The sequence below is a fragment of the Fischerella sp. PCC 9605 genome (assembly GCF_000517105.1).
In the GTDB taxonomy this organism is placed as follows: domain Bacteria; phylum Cyanobacteriota; class Cyanobacteriia; order Cyanobacteriales; family Nostocaceae; genus PCC9605.
In genome coordinates this window covers 703,108-721,617 of the sequence record NZ_KI912149.1, presented here as the reverse complement: position 1 = coordinate 721,617, position 18,510 = coordinate 703,108, and the positions used below count along the sequence as shown (strand labels likewise).

Annotated in this window: 16 protein-coding genes; 4 read left to right on the top strand and 12 right to left on the bottom strand. The window is 42.8% G+C overall.

From position 1 onward, the window contains the following. Positions 1–33: 33 nt before the first annotated feature. Positions 34–2,040 carry an amylo-alpha-1,6-glucosidase gene (locus tag FIS9605_RS0118060; protein WP_026733860.1) on the bottom strand — a complete coding sequence of 669 codons (2,007 nt, stop codon included), beginning with the start codon at positions 2,038–2,040 and terminating at the stop codon, positions 34–36. Between the two features lie 299 nt (positions 2,041–2,339). Here FIS9605_RS0118060 and FIS9605_RS0118055 point away from each other — a divergent pair, with 299 nt between their 5' ends. From FIS9605_RS0118055 to FIS9605_RS0118045, 3 genes are all read left to right on the top strand, one after another. Beyond that, positions 2,340–2,810 (top strand): hypothetical protein, encoded by a 471-nt coding sequence (locus tag FIS9605_RS0118055; protein WP_155960456.1) that lies wholly within the window; start codon positions 2,340–2,342, stop codon positions 2,808–2,810. Beyond that, a complete protein-coding gene (locus tag FIS9605_RS39845; RefSeq protein WP_082209799.1) occupies positions 2,704–5,874 on the top strand; it encodes a PAS domain S-box protein in 3,171 nt (1,056 codons plus the stop codon). Before FIS9605_RS0118055 ends, FIS9605_RS39845 begins: the two co-directional genes overlap by 107 nt. Before the next feature lie 131 nt (positions 5,875–6,005). Further along, the gene (locus FIS9605_RS0118045) at positions 6,006–7,190 is read left to right on the top strand and encodes an ATP-binding response regulator (RefSeq protein WP_026733857.1); all 1,185 of its coding nucleotides are present in this window, start codon (positions 6,006–6,008) and stop codon (positions 7,188–7,190) included. On the opposite strand, the gene FIS9605_RS0118040 is transcribed toward FIS9605_RS0118045, so the two are convergent. From FIS9605_RS0118040 to FIS9605_RS0118030, 3 genes are all read right to left on the bottom strand, one after another. Further along, positions 7,187–8,590 (bottom strand): sensor histidine kinase, encoded by a 1,404-nt coding sequence (locus FIS9605_RS0118040; RefSeq protein ID WP_026733856.1) that lies wholly within the window; start codon positions 8,588–8,590, stop codon positions 7,187–7,189. The two genes, FIS9605_RS0118045 and FIS9605_RS0118040, sit on opposite strands and share 4 nt — an antisense overlap. Further along, positions 8,591–9,058, bottom strand: a complete 468-nt coding sequence (locus tag FIS9605_RS0118035; protein WP_026733855.1) for a DM13 domain-containing protein — start codon at positions 9,056–9,058, stop codon at positions 8,591–8,593. Positions 9,059–9,148: 90 nt separating this feature from the next. Beyond that, complete coding sequence (locus FIS9605_RS0118030; protein ID WP_026733854.1) at positions 9,149–10,738, bottom strand: glycosyltransferase family 39 protein; 1,590 nt, start codon at positions 10,736–10,738, stop codon at positions 9,149–9,151. A gap of 268 nt (positions 10,739–11,006) precedes the next feature. Between FIS9605_RS0118030 and FIS9605_RS0118025 the strand changes: the two genes are divergently transcribed. Beyond that, positions 11,007–11,399, top strand: coding sequence for a RidA family protein (locus FIS9605_RS0118025; RefSeq protein ID WP_026733853.1), 393 nt, complete (start codon positions 11,007–11,009; stop codon positions 11,397–11,399). A 50-nt stretch (positions 11,400–11,449) separates the two neighbouring features. Here the strand turns inward: FIS9605_RS0118025 and FIS9605_RS0118020 are convergent, their stop codons facing one another. The 8 genes from FIS9605_RS0118020 to sixA form a co-directional block, all read right to left on the bottom strand. After that, a complete protein-coding gene (locus FIS9605_RS0118020; RefSeq protein WP_035139928.1) occupies positions 11,450–12,175 on the bottom strand; it encodes a class I SAM-dependent methyltransferase in 726 nt (241 codons plus the stop codon). 355 nt (positions 12,176–12,530) lie between these two features. Continuing rightward, a complete protein-coding gene (locus FIS9605_RS0118015) occupies positions 12,531–13,454 on the bottom strand; it encodes an NAD(+) kinase (RefSeq protein WP_026733851.1) in 924 nt (307 codons plus the stop codon). A gap of 4 nt (positions 13,455–13,458) precedes the next feature. Further along, entirely contained in the window at positions 13,459–13,764 is a 306-nt protein-coding gene (nuoK, locus tag FIS9605_RS0118010) for an NADH-quinone oxidoreductase subunit NuoK (RefSeq protein ID WP_026733850.1), read from the bottom strand. A gap of 84 nt (positions 13,765–13,848) precedes the next feature. Further along, positions 13,849–14,457 (bottom strand): NADH-quinone oxidoreductase subunit J, encoded by a 609-nt coding sequence (locus FIS9605_RS0118005; protein ID WP_026733849.1) that lies wholly within the window; start codon positions 14,455–14,457, stop codon positions 13,849–13,851. A gap of 85 nt (positions 14,458–14,542) precedes the next feature. After that, entirely contained in the window at positions 14,543–15,124 is a 582-nt protein-coding gene (gene ndhI / locus FIS9605_RS0118000) for an NAD(P)H-quinone oxidoreductase subunit I (RefSeq protein ID WP_026733848.1), read from the bottom strand. 158 nt (positions 15,125–15,282) lie between these two features. Further along, positions 15,283–16,401 carry an NADH-quinone oxidoreductase subunit NuoH gene (gene nuoH / locus FIS9605_RS0117995; RefSeq protein WP_026733847.1) on the bottom strand — a complete coding sequence of 373 codons (1,119 nt, stop codon included), beginning with the start codon at positions 16,399–16,401 and terminating at the stop codon, positions 15,283–15,285. A gap of 313 nt (positions 16,402–16,714) precedes the next feature. Next, complete coding sequence (locus FIS9605_RS0117985) at positions 16,715–17,851, bottom strand: citrate synthase (protein WP_026733846.1); 1,137 nt, start codon at positions 17,849–17,851, stop codon at positions 16,715–16,717. A gap of 112 nt (positions 17,852–17,963) precedes the next feature. Further along, positions 17,964–18,458, bottom strand: a complete 495-nt coding sequence (gene sixA, locus FIS9605_RS0117980; protein ID WP_026733845.1) for a phosphohistidine phosphatase SixA — start codon at positions 18,456–18,458, stop codon at positions 17,964–17,966. Between the last annotated feature and the right edge of the window lie 52 nt (positions 18,459–18,510).

The following is an 18,510-nucleotide window of genomic DNA, read 5'->3' as shown; positions in this document are numbered from 1 at the left end:
ACTCCGTCAACCAACAAACAACAAACAACACTTCTACACTTCAGTTGCTAACCAAGCACGCAAAACTTCTGCCACAGTCCAAGCTTGGGCAATGCAACCCCGTGGTGTCATGGGAGGATCGCCATCAAAGATTTCGCTGAGACTGCCAAGTCCATGCGCGTGTAGGTGATTTGCCATTGGTTCGAGAAATTGACGCGCTTGGACGGGATGCTTGTAAACCCGTAGATGTGCTAGTACAAAGGGGCCTATTAACCATCCCCAAACTGTTCCTTGATGATAGGCACTATCCCGCTGGTGCCGATCGCCACCGTAGTGTCCTTGGTATTGGGGATCGTCGGGAGAGAGCGATCGCAATCCGTGGGAAGTTAACAACATTCTTGCACAAGCATCCACGACACTTTTTTGTTGAGCAGGATTGAGGGGACTTTCAGGTAAGGAGACAGCAAAAATTTGGTTGGGGCGCAAGGATGAATCATCACCATCAGGGCTATCTAGCACATCATAGCAGTAACCTGTTTGTTGATTCCAAAAGCGTGAGAATCTAGCTAAGGCACGCTCAGCGATCGCATCATACTCTTGGTGGGGTTTGCCAATGTGGCGGGCAAAGTTAGCCATTGTCCGCAGGGCATTATACCAGAGAGCATTGACTTCAATCGGTTTGCCTGTTCGGGGTGTCACTACCCAATCCCCGATTTTGACATCCATCCAGGTAAGCTGTACTCCCGCTTCCCCGGCGTAAAGCAGTCCGTCTGCGGCATCCAAATGAATGTTATAGCGAGTACCGCGACAGTGCCAGTCGATGATATCTGCTAATACGGGAAAAAGTTCTTCTAAGAGATCGTCGTCTTCGGTGGCGTTGTAGTAAGCACGTAGGGCTTCAAAATACCAGAGAGTCGCATCGACTGTATTGTATTCTGGCGTTTCACCCGCATCCGGAAAGCGATTTGGCAGCATTCCCTGGTCTACATACTTGGCAAAGGTACGCAGAATTGAACGGGCAATTTCTGGGCGACCTGTAGAAAGGGTCAATCCTGGTAGGCTAATCATTGTATCTCGTCCCCAGTCACCAAACCAGTGGTAGCCTGCGATGATTGTTTTGCCATGAATCTCATCAGATAAGGAACGATCCACAATAAATTGATCGGCGGCTAAGACTAAACGATTTACCCAAGCTGGAGTTTCCTTGGTGTGGGATGAATGGTTGGATTTCCAAACTGCGATTAATTTTTGTTCTTGGGCGTGGCGGAGTTTTAAAGCTGTTTCACCATTGAGGTCTGGCTGCTTTTCTGTACTAGCAACAAAGGTCAGAGATTCTCCAGGATTGAGAGTAACTTGGAACGTCGCAACGTGTAAATGGTCTTCGCGATCGCTGAGTCCTCGGTAGCGTTCTACTGCCAAGTCAAATCCGTAATACCAATTATGAGCGGGGATAGCGTTGGCACGATCGCACAGCAGGTAAAGCGGTACAGCACTGGGATAGGCACTCACGCAAATCCCTTGGGGAACTGGTTCAATGCTCATCTGCCAGCCATTACCCTGAGTGTCGCTGTGATAATCGCGGTAGTTGACCATTGCTTTCAACGTTAGCTGTAACGGTTGGGAAGCACGACGCAAAATATACCGTACGTAGGTAGTATTTGCACCCTGCTGCATCCAAACTCGTTTTTCTAAAAGTGCATCCGCACAGGCAAAACGCCACACGGGAATAGTGCCTTCCAAAGAGAAATGTTCAAGATGTTGGTAGCCGTTGGGACTGATAATTCCATCAGTCCAACGGTTGGTGTGCAAAGGGTAATTGCGAGCCTCCTGCGGAGGAGCTACGCTAACGCCATACAAAACAGTTTCATCCAGCTTTGCCAGCATGAGAGTGCGACCCAAAGGCGGCTTTAGGGCTGCTACCAGTAACCCGTGATAGCGGCGAGTCAGTAAACCTGCTACAGTACCAGATGCGTATCCACCGATACCATTGGTTACTAACCACTCTCGCGACTCTGCTAGATCGAGAATGCCGCAAACTTCCCTGCCAAATTCGATGCACATATCACTGCTTACCTGTTTGGAATCGCTATTTTGATTATCCGTCGTGATTTTTATATCCAGCTGTTGAGCTAATTAAGAGTTGCTAAGAACGCAATGAAGTAAACGAGGGATGGATTGTGTACAAAAATAGCAAATCTTTCTAACTTGCTAAGCTAAAAGGCATTTAATTTGCATTCTCAAAAAAATCAAACTCTTGTGGGGTGGGCGTCTCGCCCGCCCTGATTATGCAACTTAAATGCACATCAGCTTAATTTTTGTATGTTTTGAGACATAGTAATGCGATCGCCCACAAGGTTATTTTGGCAAAAGAGCGATCGCCAAACAACAACTGTAAGGGCGGTTTAGTTATAGTTTTAGTTATTCCACAAGACGGTTTGTCTGAAAATTCTATTTCTGAGCTTGAAATTTCTATTTTTGCACTGGAAGTTTTGGATTTTGAGGTTGAAAATTCTATTTCTGAGCTTGAAATTTCTATTTTTGAACTGGAAGTTTTGGGTTTTGAGGTTGAAGATTCTAGTTCTGAGCTTGAAATTTCTATTTTTGCACTGGAAATTTTGGGTTTTGAGGTTGAAGATTCTAGTTCTAAGCTCAAAACTTTAAGTTCTAAACTGGAAAATATACATACTCTAAAAATCGGCTCAGTTGCGCTTCTAGGAATCTTCTATGAAGAAGCATGCAGAAAAACTTGTTGCAGGCAGTTTCGGGTTGGCAATAACATTTTTATTCATTGCGGGTGCAGCTTCTTATGTAAGTATTCAGAAGTTGACTGAGAAAAAGCAACAAGTTGCCCATACACGAAAAATTTTAGAAGCGCTACACCAAGCACATGACCACATTCGCTTTGCTGATGGTGGACAACGAGGCTATATTATCACCCAACAGGAAAAATCTTTAGAAACGTATCGGATTAGTATTCAAAAGACACATGAAGGAATTGCAACTATCCGGCGTTTAAGTGTTGATAACCTACAGAAACAACAGCTAGATAAATTAGAAGCGCTGATTACCGCCAAATTGGCTGTAAATGAGCAGTCAATCGACCTGTTGCAACAAAACCCCTCTGAACGTACTGCTCAAATTGCTCTGACAAACCAGGCAATGCAGCTACAGCAAGCAATCCAAGCACAAATGGCAGTAATAATTGCCGACCAAAAGAGCCAATTGCAACAACAGATAGCCGCATCCAATGCTACTGTCCGCATTACCGTTTGCTTGGCTGGAATTGGTTATGGCTGTAGTATTTTGCTGATGATTGTTATCTACTTTTTGCTGCAAAGGCAAATTCGTATTCGTCAACAATCAGAGCAAGCGCTATGGGAGAGTCAGCAACAGCTAGAAGTACGAGTAACAGAACGTACAGCCGAATTAAGATTACTGAATGAGCAACTCCAACGGGAAATAGAACAACATCAAAAGACAGAAGCACAATTAATTGAAAGTGAATATCGCTACACCACGCTAGCCGCGATCGCACCCGTTGGCATTTTTCATACAGATACTCAGGGATACTGCCTGTACGTCAATGAACGTTGGTGCCAAATCACCGGACTCACTGCTAGCGAAGCATTAGGGATTGGTTGGGTGAAAAGTCTCCATCCTGAAGATCGGATTCGGATTGCTGCTGATTGGGAACGCACTGTCCAAGAGCAAATTCCATTTCATAGTGAGTATCGATTTCAACATCCTGACGGCAAGGTGACTTGGGTATTTGGTCAGGCTGTTTTAGAACAAGCTCCCGATGGGCAGATTATTGGTTATGTGGGAACCATTACGGATATTAGCGATCGCAAGCAAGCAGAAGCCGCTTTAGCAACATCAGAAGCTGAGTATCGACGGTTATTTGAAAATAACCCGAATCCCATGTGGGTTTTTGATCGAGAAACCCTGGCTTTTTTGGCAGTGAATCATGCTGCTATTGAACATTATGGTTATTCGGAATCAGAATTTTTGGCAATGACCATTGCCGATATTCGACCGCAAGAAGACATTCCTGCTCTCAAGCATTCGATAACGCAGTCGCAACTAACTTCCCACTTTGGTTGTTGGAGACACCGCAAACGCGATGGTAGCTTGATTGATGTGGAAATTACATCCCATGCCATCACTTGGGGGGGTCGAACAGCTGGATTTGTACTGGCACAAGATATTACTGCTCGCAAACTTGCCGAGTCAGCGCTGCAACAACTCAACCAAGAATTAGAAACTAGAGTTGAACAACGTACCGCAGCCTTACAGGAAAGTCAGCGCTTCATTCAACGTATTGCTGACACCTTACCCAATTTTCTTTACATCTATGATTTGCAGGAACAGCGCAACATCTACACAAATCGACAGGTAGCAAATTTCCTTGGCTACACCCAGGAAGAAATTCTCGCAATGGGGACTTCACTATTGGCAATCATTATGCATCCAGAGGATGTAGTGAGAGTGGGTGCATACCTAAGACAATTAGAAATGGCTCAAGATGGCGATATCTTTGAGTTTGAGTATCGGTTGAGAGAAGTCAGTGGCGAATGGCGGTGGTTTTATAGCCGCGATACGGTATTTACCAGAAATGCGCAGGGTAAAGTTACGCAAATTCTTGGTGCTGCTCAAGACATCACTGCTCGCAAACAAACAGAAGAAAGACTGCGTCGCAGCCAAGCTCATATGGCAGATGCACAGCGAGTTGCCCATTTTGGCAGTTGGGAATATGACATAGCCACGCGAAAAATCACTTGGACATTAGAAACTTTTCGCATCTTTGGGCGCAATCCTGCTCAAGGAGAACCAACCTACGAAGAATTACTCCAATACGTCCATCCAGATGATCGAGAGAAACACAATCAAGTAATGGAAAGGGCGATCGCTCACAAAAAACCTCCGGAGATAGACCTTCGATTTTTCCGTCCAGATGGGTCAATTGGCTACCTTTATGCCAAGGGTCAGCCAATTCTTGGCGATCGTGGTGAAGTAGTGCGAGTCCTCGGCACGGTGATTGATATTACAGAACGCAAACGCGCAGAACAACAGTTGCAAAAATTGAATCAGGAATTAATGCAATCTAATCAGGAACTTAAGCAGTTTGCCTATATCGCTTCCCACGACTTGCAAGAACCACTGCGAGCAATTACAGGCTATACCCAATTGTTAGAGCAGGAATATAGCCACTGTTTAAACGATACTGCTCAAGAATACTTAGCAGAAATTGTGGATGGAGCAGGGCGAATGCAACAGTTAATACAAGATTTATTGGCATATTCCCGGATTGGCACTCACAGCGAGACATTTACTCCCATAGATTGCAATACCATACTCCATCAGGCACTTAGGAATTTGCAATTGAGCATCACCCAAAGCAACGCTATTATCTCTTACGAGCCTTTGCCAACGGTAACAGCAGACAAAACCCAATTGCTGCAATTGTTCCAAAATTTGATTGGTAATGCCATCAAGTTCCGCGATCGTGAACCACCTCAAATTCATATTGGTGCAGCGAAGGCAGATGGCAAGGGGCAAGGGGCAAGGGGCATGGGGCAAGGGACAATGGAAATTCCTAATTTCCAATGCCCAATTCCCAATGCCCAATTCCCAATGCCCAATTCCCCTACAGAAAACGAATGGCTCTTCTGGGTACGAGATAATGGCATTGGCATTAAACACGAGGATCTAGAATGCATCTTTGAGATTTTCCGCCGTCTTCATACTAGGCAAGAATTTCCCGGTACAGGTATTGGCCTGGCTATCTGCAAAAAAATTATCGAACGTCACGGTGGACGCATTTGGGCAGAGTCTGAAGTAGGAGTGGGAACAACATTTTATTTCACGCTCCCTTTTAATTCTGATGCAAGGTAAAATAAATCTCTAATCGAATCTTAAAATGAGAAATAAGTCGTGGACGTGATTAAATATCAGGTATAACAAGTATCTGCCTTCTAAAGAATTTCTATAGCTTTCGCTTAAAGAGTGTCAGATAATTCTTTTCTATGGAAAAGATAAAGATTCACATTCTTCTGGTAGAGGATAGCCCTTCTGATGCCAAACTATTGCGCGAAATTTTTGTCCGCGCTATTCGACCAGCATGTCAGATGGCACATGTAGATAGGCTGAATGCGGCTATCGATGCTTGCATGGCTAAAGCTACTTGTATGTGTGGAGATTCTTCTCTACCGACATTAAACGAACACGGTATCGACCTTGTTTTGTTAGACCTCCGCTTACCAGATTCTACTGGACTGGACACATTAAAAAAGTTTCGGGCAGCAGTGCCGGATATTCCAGTTGTGGTTTTGACAGGAATTGATGATGAAGAAACAGCACTGCAAGCAGTAGCAGAAGGCGCACAGGACTATCTTTTCAAAAATGAGATCACAAATCAAAGTTTACTGCGGGCGATTCGTTACGCGATCGAACGGGGAGAAATTCTCAAACAACTACGAGAGAGTGAACAGCGCACTCGGGAAGCACTACTTAAAGAAAAGGAACTTAACGAACTTAAATCTAACTTTGTGGCTATGGTATCCCACGAATTCCGCAACCCCATGACCACAATTCGCACGTCTATAGATTTACTTCTATATAACAACGATAAACTGACTGAGGAACGCCGAGCTACCTACTTTGAGCGGATGGAAAATGCCATCAAACACATGCTTCAACTTTTGGATGAGGTATTATTCCTGAGTAAAAATGAAGCAGGTAAATTTGAATATAAGCCTGCACCATTAAATTTAGTCAATTTTTGTCGCCAAGTTGCAGAAAGCGCGCAATACAGTTCAGATAAGCAGCATACTATTACCTTTACTTCATCCGGAGAATGCTTGCAAGTGGAAATGGATGAAGAATTGCTAAGTTGCATTTTCATCAATTTACTTTCCAATGCCATCAAGTATTCTCCCCCAGAAAGTAATGTCAATTTTGAATTACTTTGCCAAGAAGGCATGGCAACTTTCAAAATTAAAGATCGGGGTATAGGCATTCCTTCAAAAGACCAATGTCATCTGTTTGAAACCTTTTATCGTGGTAGCAATGTGGGTAAAGTTCAGGGTACAGGACTTGGACTTGCAATTGTGAAAAAGTGTGTGGAGTTACATAGAGGTCAAATTCAAGTAGAAAGTGAGGTAGGTGTTGGCACAACGGTAATAGTAAAATTGCCTTTAAATCGGGTTTAATTTGAAGGCAAAACAACTGTAAATATACTTCCTTCACCTAAACGCGATCGCACGGAAACTTTCCCACCCATACCCTCTACCAATGTCTTTACAATTGATAACCCTAAACCAGCACCACCACTAGCATGATGACGAGATTCATCAACGCGGTAAAATCTTTCAAAAATCCTTGATTGGTGTTGCAAAGGAATACCATAACCGCGATCGCAAACTTGAATAATGGCTTCTTGCTCTTGTTGGTTTATCTTCAACAAAATGGGTGTACCAGGTTCAGAATATTTAATGGCATTGTCAATCAGATTTAGCAAAACTTGTTTGAGGCGATTGTGGTCTGCTTTCACTTGAATTGAGTCAATATCGGCTTCTATTTTTATCGCTCTTTCACTATATTGTTCTGCCATTGCTACCACTTCTGCCACCAAATCGTTTAGTATATAAGACTCTATGTGAAAATGCAAATAACCACTATCTGCTCGTGCTAAATCCAGTAAATCTTCTAACAGACGAATCGTGTGTTCTGCTTCCGATGCCGCAGTTTCTAACGCTTCTATTTGAGTTTCTGTTAAGTTATGCGGCCGTCGCAAAACGCTTTGTAAGTAACCGTGTACTATTGTTAACGGTGTGCGTAACTCGTGGGAAACATTACTCACAAATTGTCGCTCTTGTTCCCAAGATTGGGAGAGGCGAGATAACAACATGTTGAAGGTTTGAGCTAATTCTTTAACTTCGCTGGGTGCGTTATCTACAGAAAGCTGTGCTTCTGGTAAATCCGCAGCGGAAATGACAGCTGTCATTTGATTAAGTTGGCGCAGAGGTTGCAGGGAACGGTAAATGTAAAGTGCGATCGCTCCTGAAATCACTACAATTACTAAAAAGCTGGCAATTCCTACACTCCGCACCATTGTCAAAAACATTGTTTGTTCGCGGGTAATATCCTGCACTACAAACAGCTTCCCTAGCATCTTTCCCTGCACTTGCAACGAATCACCACACAACACAAAGTAGCGTTGGCTAATTTGATGAACTTGCGGTTTAATTGGCATTTCGGCTAGGGACATTAACTCAGCTAACCTCACATTAGATAAACTGTCCGAAGTAACAGATTTTGCTATAATCTTTTGCTCAGGATTTTTAACCCATAAAAATATATTGGTAGTCGTCAAATTATTAATTGCTTTTTGCAACCCAGTTACTGGTGACATCATTTCACTATATAGTTCCACATCACGCGGAAAACGTGCAGCAATGTGTTCTATATTTTGCTTATGACTATCAATCAAAAGTTGCTGCATTTTCCAGCTTGTCCACATAGCAATGCCACCATTACCCAAAGCAGAAAGTGCAGCAATACCAATTATTAGGCGTAACCTTAATGAAAAAGTGTCAATCTTCCTCCACATCTAATTACCTAAAGACGCATAGCCAAAAGTAGCATTGAACTTACGACACCAAATCGCTACAGATTGATAATCTGTCAACTTCACATTGTCAGGAACAGCATAGCGTTGAGTACCACTTGTCTTTTGTAAACGAGCAATGCTCACATAATCTTTTTCTTTAATGCCAGATACAGGTACTGTCCCATTTCGGTACAGAATTACAAATAAGTCAGGGCCTTGATTAGTTTTAAAACTTCCATCAAACTCTAGATAACGCTTACCATTCTCTGTTAGAACTTTCACATTTCCCTGAGTTGGTTGTTCTGCTCTTACAAAGCTTCCAGTTTGGGAAACATTGGCGGTACTACTCTGAGCTACAGGTGTTGCAGGTTGAGTCTCGCTAACTGGCTGTTTGGAGTTTACATCTCTTGCACAAGCTATGGTTAATAGGGTAACAATACTTATAACTGCTAAAAATTTAAATTTCATAATCTGGTAGCCTCAAAACTATTGATGACTCCAATCTAATACCTAGTTTCATAAAACAAATTAATTTCAGCTTAGAAATTGCTGAAATTCTCATTTGAATATTTTCCACAGCGAAGTATGTTCATCTTTGTAAACAATTTTAGTTTTTAGCTTATACTTTTTTGCTATTCCTTTTCGCAAAGTATCTGAAGGAGTGAGTAAAAATATGTCAGTGAAATCTTTAGGGATTTGGGGAATATTTTTACCCTGAACTAATAAAAACCTGACTTTTGGTTCTACAAGATAGCTAATAGAAAATACATTAGCGTAATTATTGCCTAAATCATTACTAATCAAAAGTGGTCGATCAGCCTGATTGATGATGCTACTAATTTGTGGATTACCTTGGCTGAAAAGCTTGCTCCACCACGTTTCAGCTTGAGAATATACAGCACAAGAAATTATCCCAGCAATAATCACCAGCGACAATATCATTTGCCAGATTTGCCGACGTGATAATCTGCCATTATATAGCTGAGTTGCTAAGAGATAAGCAACAGCTATTTGAATACCTAAATAAACAGATACTAAATCTAGTTGGGCAAATGACCGCATTTCGCCAACAATTAAATCTGGAATTATCAAAGGTAGCGCTGGGACTAAAATTAAGGTGATAATAAATAACCAAACTTTTTGATGAGTTGTCCGCCAAATAAAATAAATTGCATATATAACTAGTATGAAAATAATTAGCGTCATGAACAAGCTTAAAGGGTTTTCCCAGCTAAGATTTAAATCAAAAAAAATACGGCTGAGTTGCATCAGCAAAAATGTAATTAAATTTCCTGATGGTGAAGAGTTAGTTGTCGAAGATGAAGAAGATTTGAATTGAAATTGGTTAGCGATCGCTATTAACATCCAAGGCATAAAGGCTAAAAATCCTGCCAACGATGCCAGCAGATAAGCCTTTACTGTCTTATTCCAGCGAAATTTTGCTGTGGCAAGTACATAAATTCCATGAGCAATTGCCACAAACCCACTTAATAAAAATGTATAAAGGCTAAGAGTTAAAGTAACTGTATAAATTATCCAATTATAAACACGCAATTCCTCTGGCTGTCGTATTGATTCCAATCGTAAGGCTCGTAGTAGAGCAGCACTAGATAGTAATATGGTGACTTCCCAGAGAATATATTCCTGTGCTTCCTGGGCATAGATCAACTGAATGGGAGATATGGCCATAAGTGCGATCGCTATACCAGGTAGCGATAAAGGCACATTAAATAATTCTTTGCACAACCAATAGGCACAGAGAAATACCAGCAAGCTAATCAAGGCAGACAAACTTCTGATGGCTGTTACTGAACTGCCAAAAACTTGCATCCAAAATCGTGCGATTAAGTAATAAAATGGGGGATGCCGTGGGTCTTCTATTGCTAAAGACCTAATTGTATCACCACAGCCTTGTTCAGAATTAAGACCCTGAAACTTAGCAAAAGCTTGCTTAGAAATGACTCGACCATTAAAAATTTGTTGCTTAACTTGAGTAGTTGTGCAACCAGAAATTCGTAAAGAGGTATAAATTTCATCGTGCGAATAAACTTTGCCGTCAATGTTCACAAAGCGAAAAAATATACCAATTACCAAAACTACGACAATTAAAAACTGCAACCCCCTGGGAGCGATTACAAGACGCCGCATAAGAATGTTTTTCCAGAAGTTGTCTAAAATAAGCTAGTGATGTAAACTAACTAGATAAAGTACAGTTTTGTATCGCCACTTGCACTTTGAATGTACTTTGAAAGTAATTTGCTTGAATACATTGGCGGCGATCACTTCATCATTATCTAGCCTGAAAAGAAATTAGCAAGCCAAAATTTATCTTGCTTTCAACACCAAACTTTAAATCTGGATTTAGCAAACCTATTACAGCTAAAATTCCCTCAGTAGGCGTTAAACTGAATTGACAATGCAAATGAAGCGGGCATTTTCTGGTGCGTCTTGGGAGTCCAAGGTAGGTTACTGTCGAGGTGTTAGAGTTGGCAACCACATTTATATTTCTGGTACAGCACCAATTGCCGAAGGGGGTGGAGTATTTGCACCCGAGGATGCTTACGGGCAAGCAAAACGCTGTTTAGAAATTATTCAGAAAGCATTGCAAGACTTAGGTACAAACATCAACTCTGTGGTGCGAACTCGCATGTTTGTCACCGATATTAGCCGTTGGGCTGAATTTGGAAAAGCGCATCAAGAGTTTTTTGGTGAGAACCCACCTGCTACTACGATGGTGGAAGTGAAATCTCTGATTGATCCGGCAATGTTGATTGAGATTGAGGTTGATGCAGTTTGCCTGGATGTTTAGTAATAACCAGCATTAATTATAAAATATAGAATTATAAAATATAGCAGTGACTAAAGAATCTTTACTGCAACTTCCCAACCAAGTTTATTGTAGGCAATGTAATCGTATTTTATATTTTTATCGGCTACAAATTGTTGGAAGGCTTTAAATTCATGCTGCTGCCAACCAGGATAATTGAAGTACTCATTAAATACGATTATTGTACCAGGCTTGACGCGTTCACCTAATATATCGAATATAGATTTTGTGGAGGAATACAAGTCGCAATCCACATGCATAAATGATATGTATTCGTTTTGAGAAGCTACGAATTCAGGTAAAGTTTTATCGAACCATCCAACATGGAGTTGTACATTTTCACGAACAGAAGGCAGCTTGCCATTCATATTAAAAGTACCTTTTTCATATCGTCCACCAATATTATCTATCCAAAACTCAGGTAAACCTTCAAAAGAGTCAAATCCATGTACAGTCTTTTGAACGTTTTTAGCTATAAAATTGATGGTATTTCCCCCTGCTACTCCAAACTCTAGAAACATACCATCTGGCTTTGCTTGTGAAAGTGCAAACTTGAGCAAGGCAAAAAGATCTGAAACACTGACCGCACCTATCATGTTTTCTTCAACATACTTTGCAGTAGATTCCAGAGCATTTTTTTGTAGTTGTAAATGTATATTTTGAGCAGCAAAGACATTTATGATTCTATTGATAGTAGAAGATGACAAAACTTTATTAACAACTTTATCTGCCAAAGAGTATCTGAATTTTTTTAACATTGCTGTTGATTGAACCTGTTTACTTATTTGTAGTAATATTGGGTAGTAAAAACTTTACCATTGTTAGCCTATTTGGAATTTTACACACTATATCTAAAGGCATAAAAACATAAGACTTTAAATAAGTTTATAGACTAGTTGAAAATTATAAAAAAAATTAATTATTTAGTATGCTCTTAAAAAGTTCCCTGTCATCCTGTAGACGCTTCTGCGTCTTCCCGCAGGGTGCGAAACGCAGTTTAGCGTAGACGCGCACAGCGCGGTGAGACCAGCCCCCAGAAGACTTCTGCTTTTAGGGGGGACTGGCGTAGACGCCCGTGGCGGTGAGTCAGCGCGCACTTATAGGGGGTTCTCATTAATTCGAGTGATTACTACTGCTATAGCGAACTCTAGTCCCTGCCCACAGTAACTTCTCCCGCAGCGTCTGATAATAGGAATTGTTTTCCCGCAAAATAATAAACTTAGCCCTGCACTCAGCCATTCGCACGTCAACGCGATGTCCAGGCCAAATCGAAGTAGCTAATACCCCATCCATCCACAGTTTTGTACTCAAATCGTAATCACCCAAAGGCCAAATACTTACAACAGAACCGGGGGGTAAAACGAAGGGGCGATTAGAAAGACTCATCGGACAAATGGGGCTAACAGTAAGGGCTTCCATACCATCATGTACAATTGGGCCACCAGCAGAAACTGTGTAACCAGTAGAACCAGTAGGTGTGGCAACTATTAACCCATCTCCCACATATTGGTCGACTACCTCACCATCAATTTCCATTTCCAGAATAGAGGTAATCATGCGATCGGCAGAGGCAGGTTTGACACACATTTCATTTAAAGCGAGGTAACGTTCGCTTACGGGTTCCAAATTCGTGTCATGGCCCTCATACACAGCTGCTTGCACCATCATCCGCCGTTGGATGGCGTAGCGATCCTCCAACAGCCGATCCCAAACTTTCTCAGTATCCTGAAACTCCTCTACCGACTCAGTTAAAAACCCCAGATGTCCTCCCACATTCACTCCCAGAATGGGGATGCCAGCTGGGGCTAAATGTCTTGCACCAGTTAAAACAGTGCCATCACCACCAAGCACCAAAGCCAGGTCAATTGGTTGCACCGCCGAAGCCAAAAACACCGGATAAGGATTGTCTTTTGGTCCACTCGGGCCCATCAATACCTGGCATTGGCGATTTTCTAGTTGCTTTGCACAAATTTCTGCCCAGCGTTTGCTTTGGGCATCTCTTGCCTTATAGGCAATTATTACCTTCTTAAGGTCCACAGGATTACCATTTCAGGAGATTAAACTGCTCCATATCGACAGTATCACGGTTGCGGTAGATTGCCAGCACGATCGCCAAACCTACTGCTGCTTCTGCTGCCGCTACAGTAATGACAAACACAGTGAAAACCTGACCCTTAATTGCTGTTGAGTCTAGGAAGTTAGAAAAAGCCATTAAATTCAAATTAACAGCATTCAGCAGCAATTCAATTGACATTAACACTCGTACAGCGTTGCGGCTGGTTATCAAACCATAAATACCAATGCAAAATAAAGCTGCTGCTAACAACAAAAAGTACTGGAGTTCCATGAATCTTGGTCTTCCTTAATGAACAATTCCCAAAAATTATGAATTATAAATTATTAAAGGTTTTTATAATTCATAATTCATAATTCATAATTCCTCTTCGCTTCCTGCCGATACCAGTTCTCTGGGGCGTTCTGGCAATGTCAAAACTGTTTGCGGCAATTCAGATGGGACAATTTGTTCTGGCAGATATTCGCGACGTGCCAAAATGATTGCGCCTACCATTGCCATCAATAATAAAACGGAAGCAACTTCAAAAGGCAGTAAAAAGTCACTAAAGAAATGCTGACCAATCACAACTATGGGTTCGCCTACAGGGGTCGCAGTAGAATGCGACCAAGGCGTCGCCAATACCATCGTACTCAACAGCGCAAACAATCCCAAACTGACCACAGCCGTTAAGACCTTACGCACCCAAGCGGTGGGAAAGGGGACAAAATTCTGCCGCTTGTTCACCAACATAATGGCAAACAAAATCAGCACGTTCACAGCGCCAACATAAATTAGCAATTGTGCTGCTGCTACAAAGTCAGCATTCAGCAGGAGATACAACCCAGCTATGCTGACAAAAACACCGCCTAGCATAAAGGCGGAATAGACGACGTTGGAGAACAGCACCACACCAAGCGCTGCCCCAATCATCATCGCAGCCAATATGCCAAATGAAACAACCTGTACTCCTTCAGCTAGATTCACTTTCTCTCCTTTGTCATTAGTCATTAGTCATTTGTCATTTGTCCTTAGTTATTCACAAAGGACTAAGGACAAATGACAATTCAATTTACTTTTCCTGCTGCACGAGTTCTTCAGGATGGCCACCGGCACGAGGTGCATCGGCTGGCAGGTCGTGGGGATCCATAACGCCTTTGGGTAGGTAAACCAGTTCGCGCAATGGTGTTACCATTGGGTCATCCGTTACCTTGTACGGGAGACGACCCATTGCCACGTTATCATAGTTCAATTCGTGGCGATCGTAGGTGGAAAGCTCGTACTCTTCTGTCATGGACAGACAATTAGTCGGGCAATATTCTACACAGTTGCCGCAGAAGATACAAACACCAAAATCGATGCTGTAGTGTTTGAGCTTTTTCTTTTTGCTGGTTTTGTCAAATTCCCAATCCACCACAGGCAAGTTAATCGGACAAACCCGCACACAGACCTCGCAGGAAATACACTTATCAAACTCAAAGTGAATCCTACCGCGAAAGCGTTCGCTGGGAATCAGTTTTTCGTAAGGGTACTGGACGGTAATTGGACGCCGCCGCATGTGGTCAAAGGTGACAGACAGTCCTTGACCGATATAACGACCGGCTTGTACCGCTTCTTTGGCGTAATCACCAACTTGTTTGAGGAATTTTAGCATTGTTAGTGTTCTACCTCTCTCTAGTCATTTGTTACTTGTCATTTGTCATTGGTCATTAGTCATTTGTTCAATTGCTAATGACCCTTGCGGGTTCGCCAGTCGCTCATGGGGGAGACCCCCAAGACCGCGCTGGCTCACTAATGACTGATGACTAATGACTATCCTCCGAAGGCGACGGGAAAGGCTAGTTTCAGAGCTGCGGTTAACAGTAAATTTACTAAGCCTACTGGTAGCAAGAACTTCCATCCCAAATCTAGTAATTGGTCGATGCGAACCCGGGGTACAGTCCAACGCAACAGGATTGCCAGAAAGACTAGCAAGTAGGCTTTGAGTACGGTCATGGTAATGCCCAAAGAGGCGGCAATTATTTGCAAAACCGGATTGGCTTCACTAACTCCAAACCAACTGGCTAATGTGCTAATAGGAATGGGAAAATCCCAACCGCCCAAGTATAGAACTGATACCAGTAGCGCTGAAAGTACGAGGTTGACATAGGAACTCAGGTAAAACAGAGCGAATTTCATACCAGAGTATTCAGTCTGATAACCTGCTACCAGTTCTTCTTCTGCTTCTGGTAAGTCAAAGGGCAGTCGTTCGCATTCAGCTAAGGCCGCGATCCAAAAGATGATGAAGCCAATTGGTTGCCGCCAGATATTCCACCCTAAAATACCGTAACCAGATTGCTGGTTAACAATGTCAACGGTGCTGAGGCTATTGGACATCATGGCGATCGCCAATACTGCCAGCGCTAAAGGAATTTCATAGCTAATCGATTGTGCCGCAGCCCGCAACCCACCCAAAAGGGAGTATTTGTTATTGGATGCATAACCAGCCATTAACAAACCAATTGGCTGAACGCTGGACAAGGCAATCCACAAGAATACCCCCATACCAACATCGGTAATGACTATATTCTGTCCAAAGGGCACGATTAAATAAGACAGAAACACCGGCAATACAACGATGATTGGGCCGAGGGTAAATAGCAGAGGGTCGGATTTGGCTGGCACTACATCTTCTTTAAAAACAAGCTTCAGGCCATCGGCTACAGGAGCCAGCAAACCTAAAGGACCGATGTATTCAGGACCAATCCGCTGCTGTGCCGCTGCCGAAATTTTCCTTTCTAGCCAAACACAGGTCAATACCCCTACCGTAGCGCCAATAATCATTAGGATCATCGGCAGTGGCATCCAAATTGTTTTGGCTACTTCCGCGCTCAGTCCCAAATCTATGAGGGATTGAATAAAAGTTCCTTGCAGATCAATTCCTGAATTCATGTTTGTTGCTCTTCAAGTCACCAATTCATGGTCGTTTACAACTATCTACACTTGTTAATAACTGTAAATTTACCCACCAATTATCTTTACTGAAACCAGACAAAATTTAAGATTGTTTGCAATCTCCATGCCTAGTATATCGTTGGATGGGTTTTACCCCGAGCGGGCCAATGAGAGTTTCTACTTATGGTACGAATTTGGAATTTTGGGCATTGGGGATTGGGTATTGGGTATTGGGTACTGGGTATTGGGAGAAGATTCTTCTTATTTCCTAATACCCAGTCCCTAGTCCCTAATCCCCAATCCCCAGTCCCTAACGTTTCTCTATGGGGACGTAAGGAACGTCGTGCTGACCGTTGTAAACCTGGGTAGGACGGAAAATCCGGTTTTCTTCTAATTGTTCTTTCCAGTGTGCTAGCCAACCAGCAACACGGGCGATCGCAAATATTGGTGTGAATAAGTCTGTGGGAATCCCCAGCTTTCTATACACCAAACCGGAATAATAGTCAACATTGGGATAAATTCCTTTGCTACCCAATTTTTCCTCTACCACCCGTTCCAACTCAACGGCTATGTCATAAAACTTGTCGTTGCCGAATTTTGCAAACAGCTGTTCCGCCAAGTTTTGCAGAATTGTTGCGCGTGGATCTTTGATTTTATAGACACGATGCCCAAAGCCCATGATTTTGGCTTTGCGTTGCAGCCTATCTTCTATATAAGGACGCACATTCTCAACAGAGCCAATTTCTTCTAACATTTGAATTACTTCTTCGTTAGCTCCCCCATGCAGTGGTCCTCCCAAGGTTCCAACTGCACTCGCCACCACCGCGTAAGGATCTGTTAGGGTAGAAGCCGTCACCCTCGCACTGAAGGTAGAAGCATTCATTGTATGTTCTGCATGTAATATCAAGCAGACATCAAAAATGCGCGCTGCCAGTGGATCGGGTTCTTTCTCGTGGAGCATGTACAAAAAGTTAGCGGCATAGTCCAAGTCATCATTAGGGCGTACCGGGTCGTTACCTTTTCGCATCAACTGAAATGCCGCTACCATTGTCGGAATGGTTGCTAACAAACGAACCACTGCATCCCGAATGTAGACGGGATTATCCAGATCGCGGCGGGAATAAAACAAGCCCAAAGCAGCAGCAGAGGCTTGTAGGGCATCCATTGGGTGGCCGCTTTCTGGAAAGGATTTCATCATGTCACGAATGCGGTATTTGATTCGCCTGTGATGGCGAACTTCATGCTCAAATGCCGCCAATTCTTCCGCAGTGGGTAATTCACCCCAGATCAAAAGATAAGCAGTTTCCAGAAATGTACTTTTTTCTGCTAATTCTTCAATCCGGATGCCACGATATTCTAATATTCCTTTTTGTCCGTCAACACAGCTAATACTGGATTGAGCGGCAGGAATGCCTTCCAAACCAGGCTTGTATTCGCACACCATCATGGCAACACCATCTGATTTTTAAAGATTTATCCAGGCTAACTTACCAGAAATTTTTGTCGCCATAACAGTATCCGTTATCGCACAAATTCTTTACGGAACTGTGGAAAAACTGTTAAAGCAAGTACTTGGGTGGTGTCAACCAAAACATCTGACCACGACCCAAAGGAGAGCCTGTTTCTGGTACCTTTACCCCGATCATACCCGCTTTTTTTAGCACCAAACGTTCCTTGGCTTCTCCCCAAACCAGAATTTCTGCCCAACGGCTTAAACAAGGCTCATGTCCTACCAAGGCTAGTTGGGTATCAGGTGCAAAATTCCTTGGCTCTAACCAGTCTACAACCCAATTGTAAATCTGACCATCCGGAGACAGGTGGATACACTCCTCTATCTGGGAACTCAGCTTAGCTGCTATGAGGATATCTGCTGTTTGTTTGGCTCTTACTAAGGGACTAGTGGCAATCAAATCAAATTGCAAACCCAACTTTTTCAAACGTTGGGCAACTTTTTCTGTTTTTTGCTGTCCCTCTTTTGTTAGGCGTCTTTCCTCGTCTTTGATGTCACCTGTTGCTTCTTGGGCGATGCCATGACGAATTAAATAAAGTTCCACATTTTGTTTTGGTTGTTTGTTGTTTGTTGTTTGTTGTTTGTTGTTTATTCCA

Excerpts from the sequence above, each read along its gene's own strand:
- FIS9605_RS0118025 (WP_026733853.1), top strand. The coding sequence starts at position 11,007 with ATGCAAATGAAGCGGGCATTTTCTGGTGCGTCTTGGGAGTCCAAGGTA.
- FIS9605_RS0117985 (WP_026733846.1), bottom strand. The coding sequence starts at position 17,851 with ATGATGGTGTGCGAATACAAGCCTGGTTTGGAAGGCATTCCTGCCGCT.
- FIS9605_RS0118060 (WP_026733860.1), bottom strand. The coding sequence starts at position 2,040 with ATGTGCATCGAATTTGGCAGGGAAGTTTGCGGCATTCTCGATCTAGCA.
- FIS9605_RS0118030 (WP_026733854.1), bottom strand. The coding sequence starts at position 10,738 with ATGCGGCGTCTTGTAATCGCTCCCAGGGGGTTGCAGTTTTTAATTGTC.
- nuoK (WP_026733850.1), bottom strand. The coding sequence starts at position 13,764 with ATGGAACTCCAGTACTTTTTGTTGTTAGCAGCAGCTTTATTTTGCATT.
- FIS9605_RS39845 (WP_082209799.1), top strand. The coding sequence starts at position 2,704 with ATGAAGAAGCATGCAGAAAAACTTGTTGCAGGCAGTTTCGGGTTGGCA.
- FIS9605_RS0118045 (WP_026733857.1), top strand. The coding sequence starts at position 6,006 with ATGGAAAAGATAAAGATTCACATTCTTCTGGTAGAGGATAGCCCTTCT.
- FIS9605_RS0118020 (WP_035139928.1), bottom strand. The coding sequence starts at position 12,175 with ATGTTAAAAAAATTCAGATACTCTTTGGCAGATAAAGTTGTTAATAAA.
- FIS9605_RS0118040 (WP_026733856.1), bottom strand. The coding sequence starts at position 8,590 with ATGTGGAGGAAGATTGACACTTTTTCATTAAGGTTACGCCTAATAATT.
- nuoH (WP_026733847.1), bottom strand. The coding sequence starts at position 16,401 with ATGAATTCAGGAATTGATCTGCAAGGAACTTTTATTCAATCCCTCATA.
- ndhI (WP_026733848.1), bottom strand. The coding sequence starts at position 15,124 with ATGCTAAAATTCCTCAAACAAGTTGGTGATTACGCCAAAGAAGCGGTA.
- FIS9605_RS0118035 (WP_026733855.1), bottom strand. The coding sequence starts at position 9,058 with ATGAAATTTAAATTTTTAGCAGTTATAAGTATTGTTACCCTATTAACC.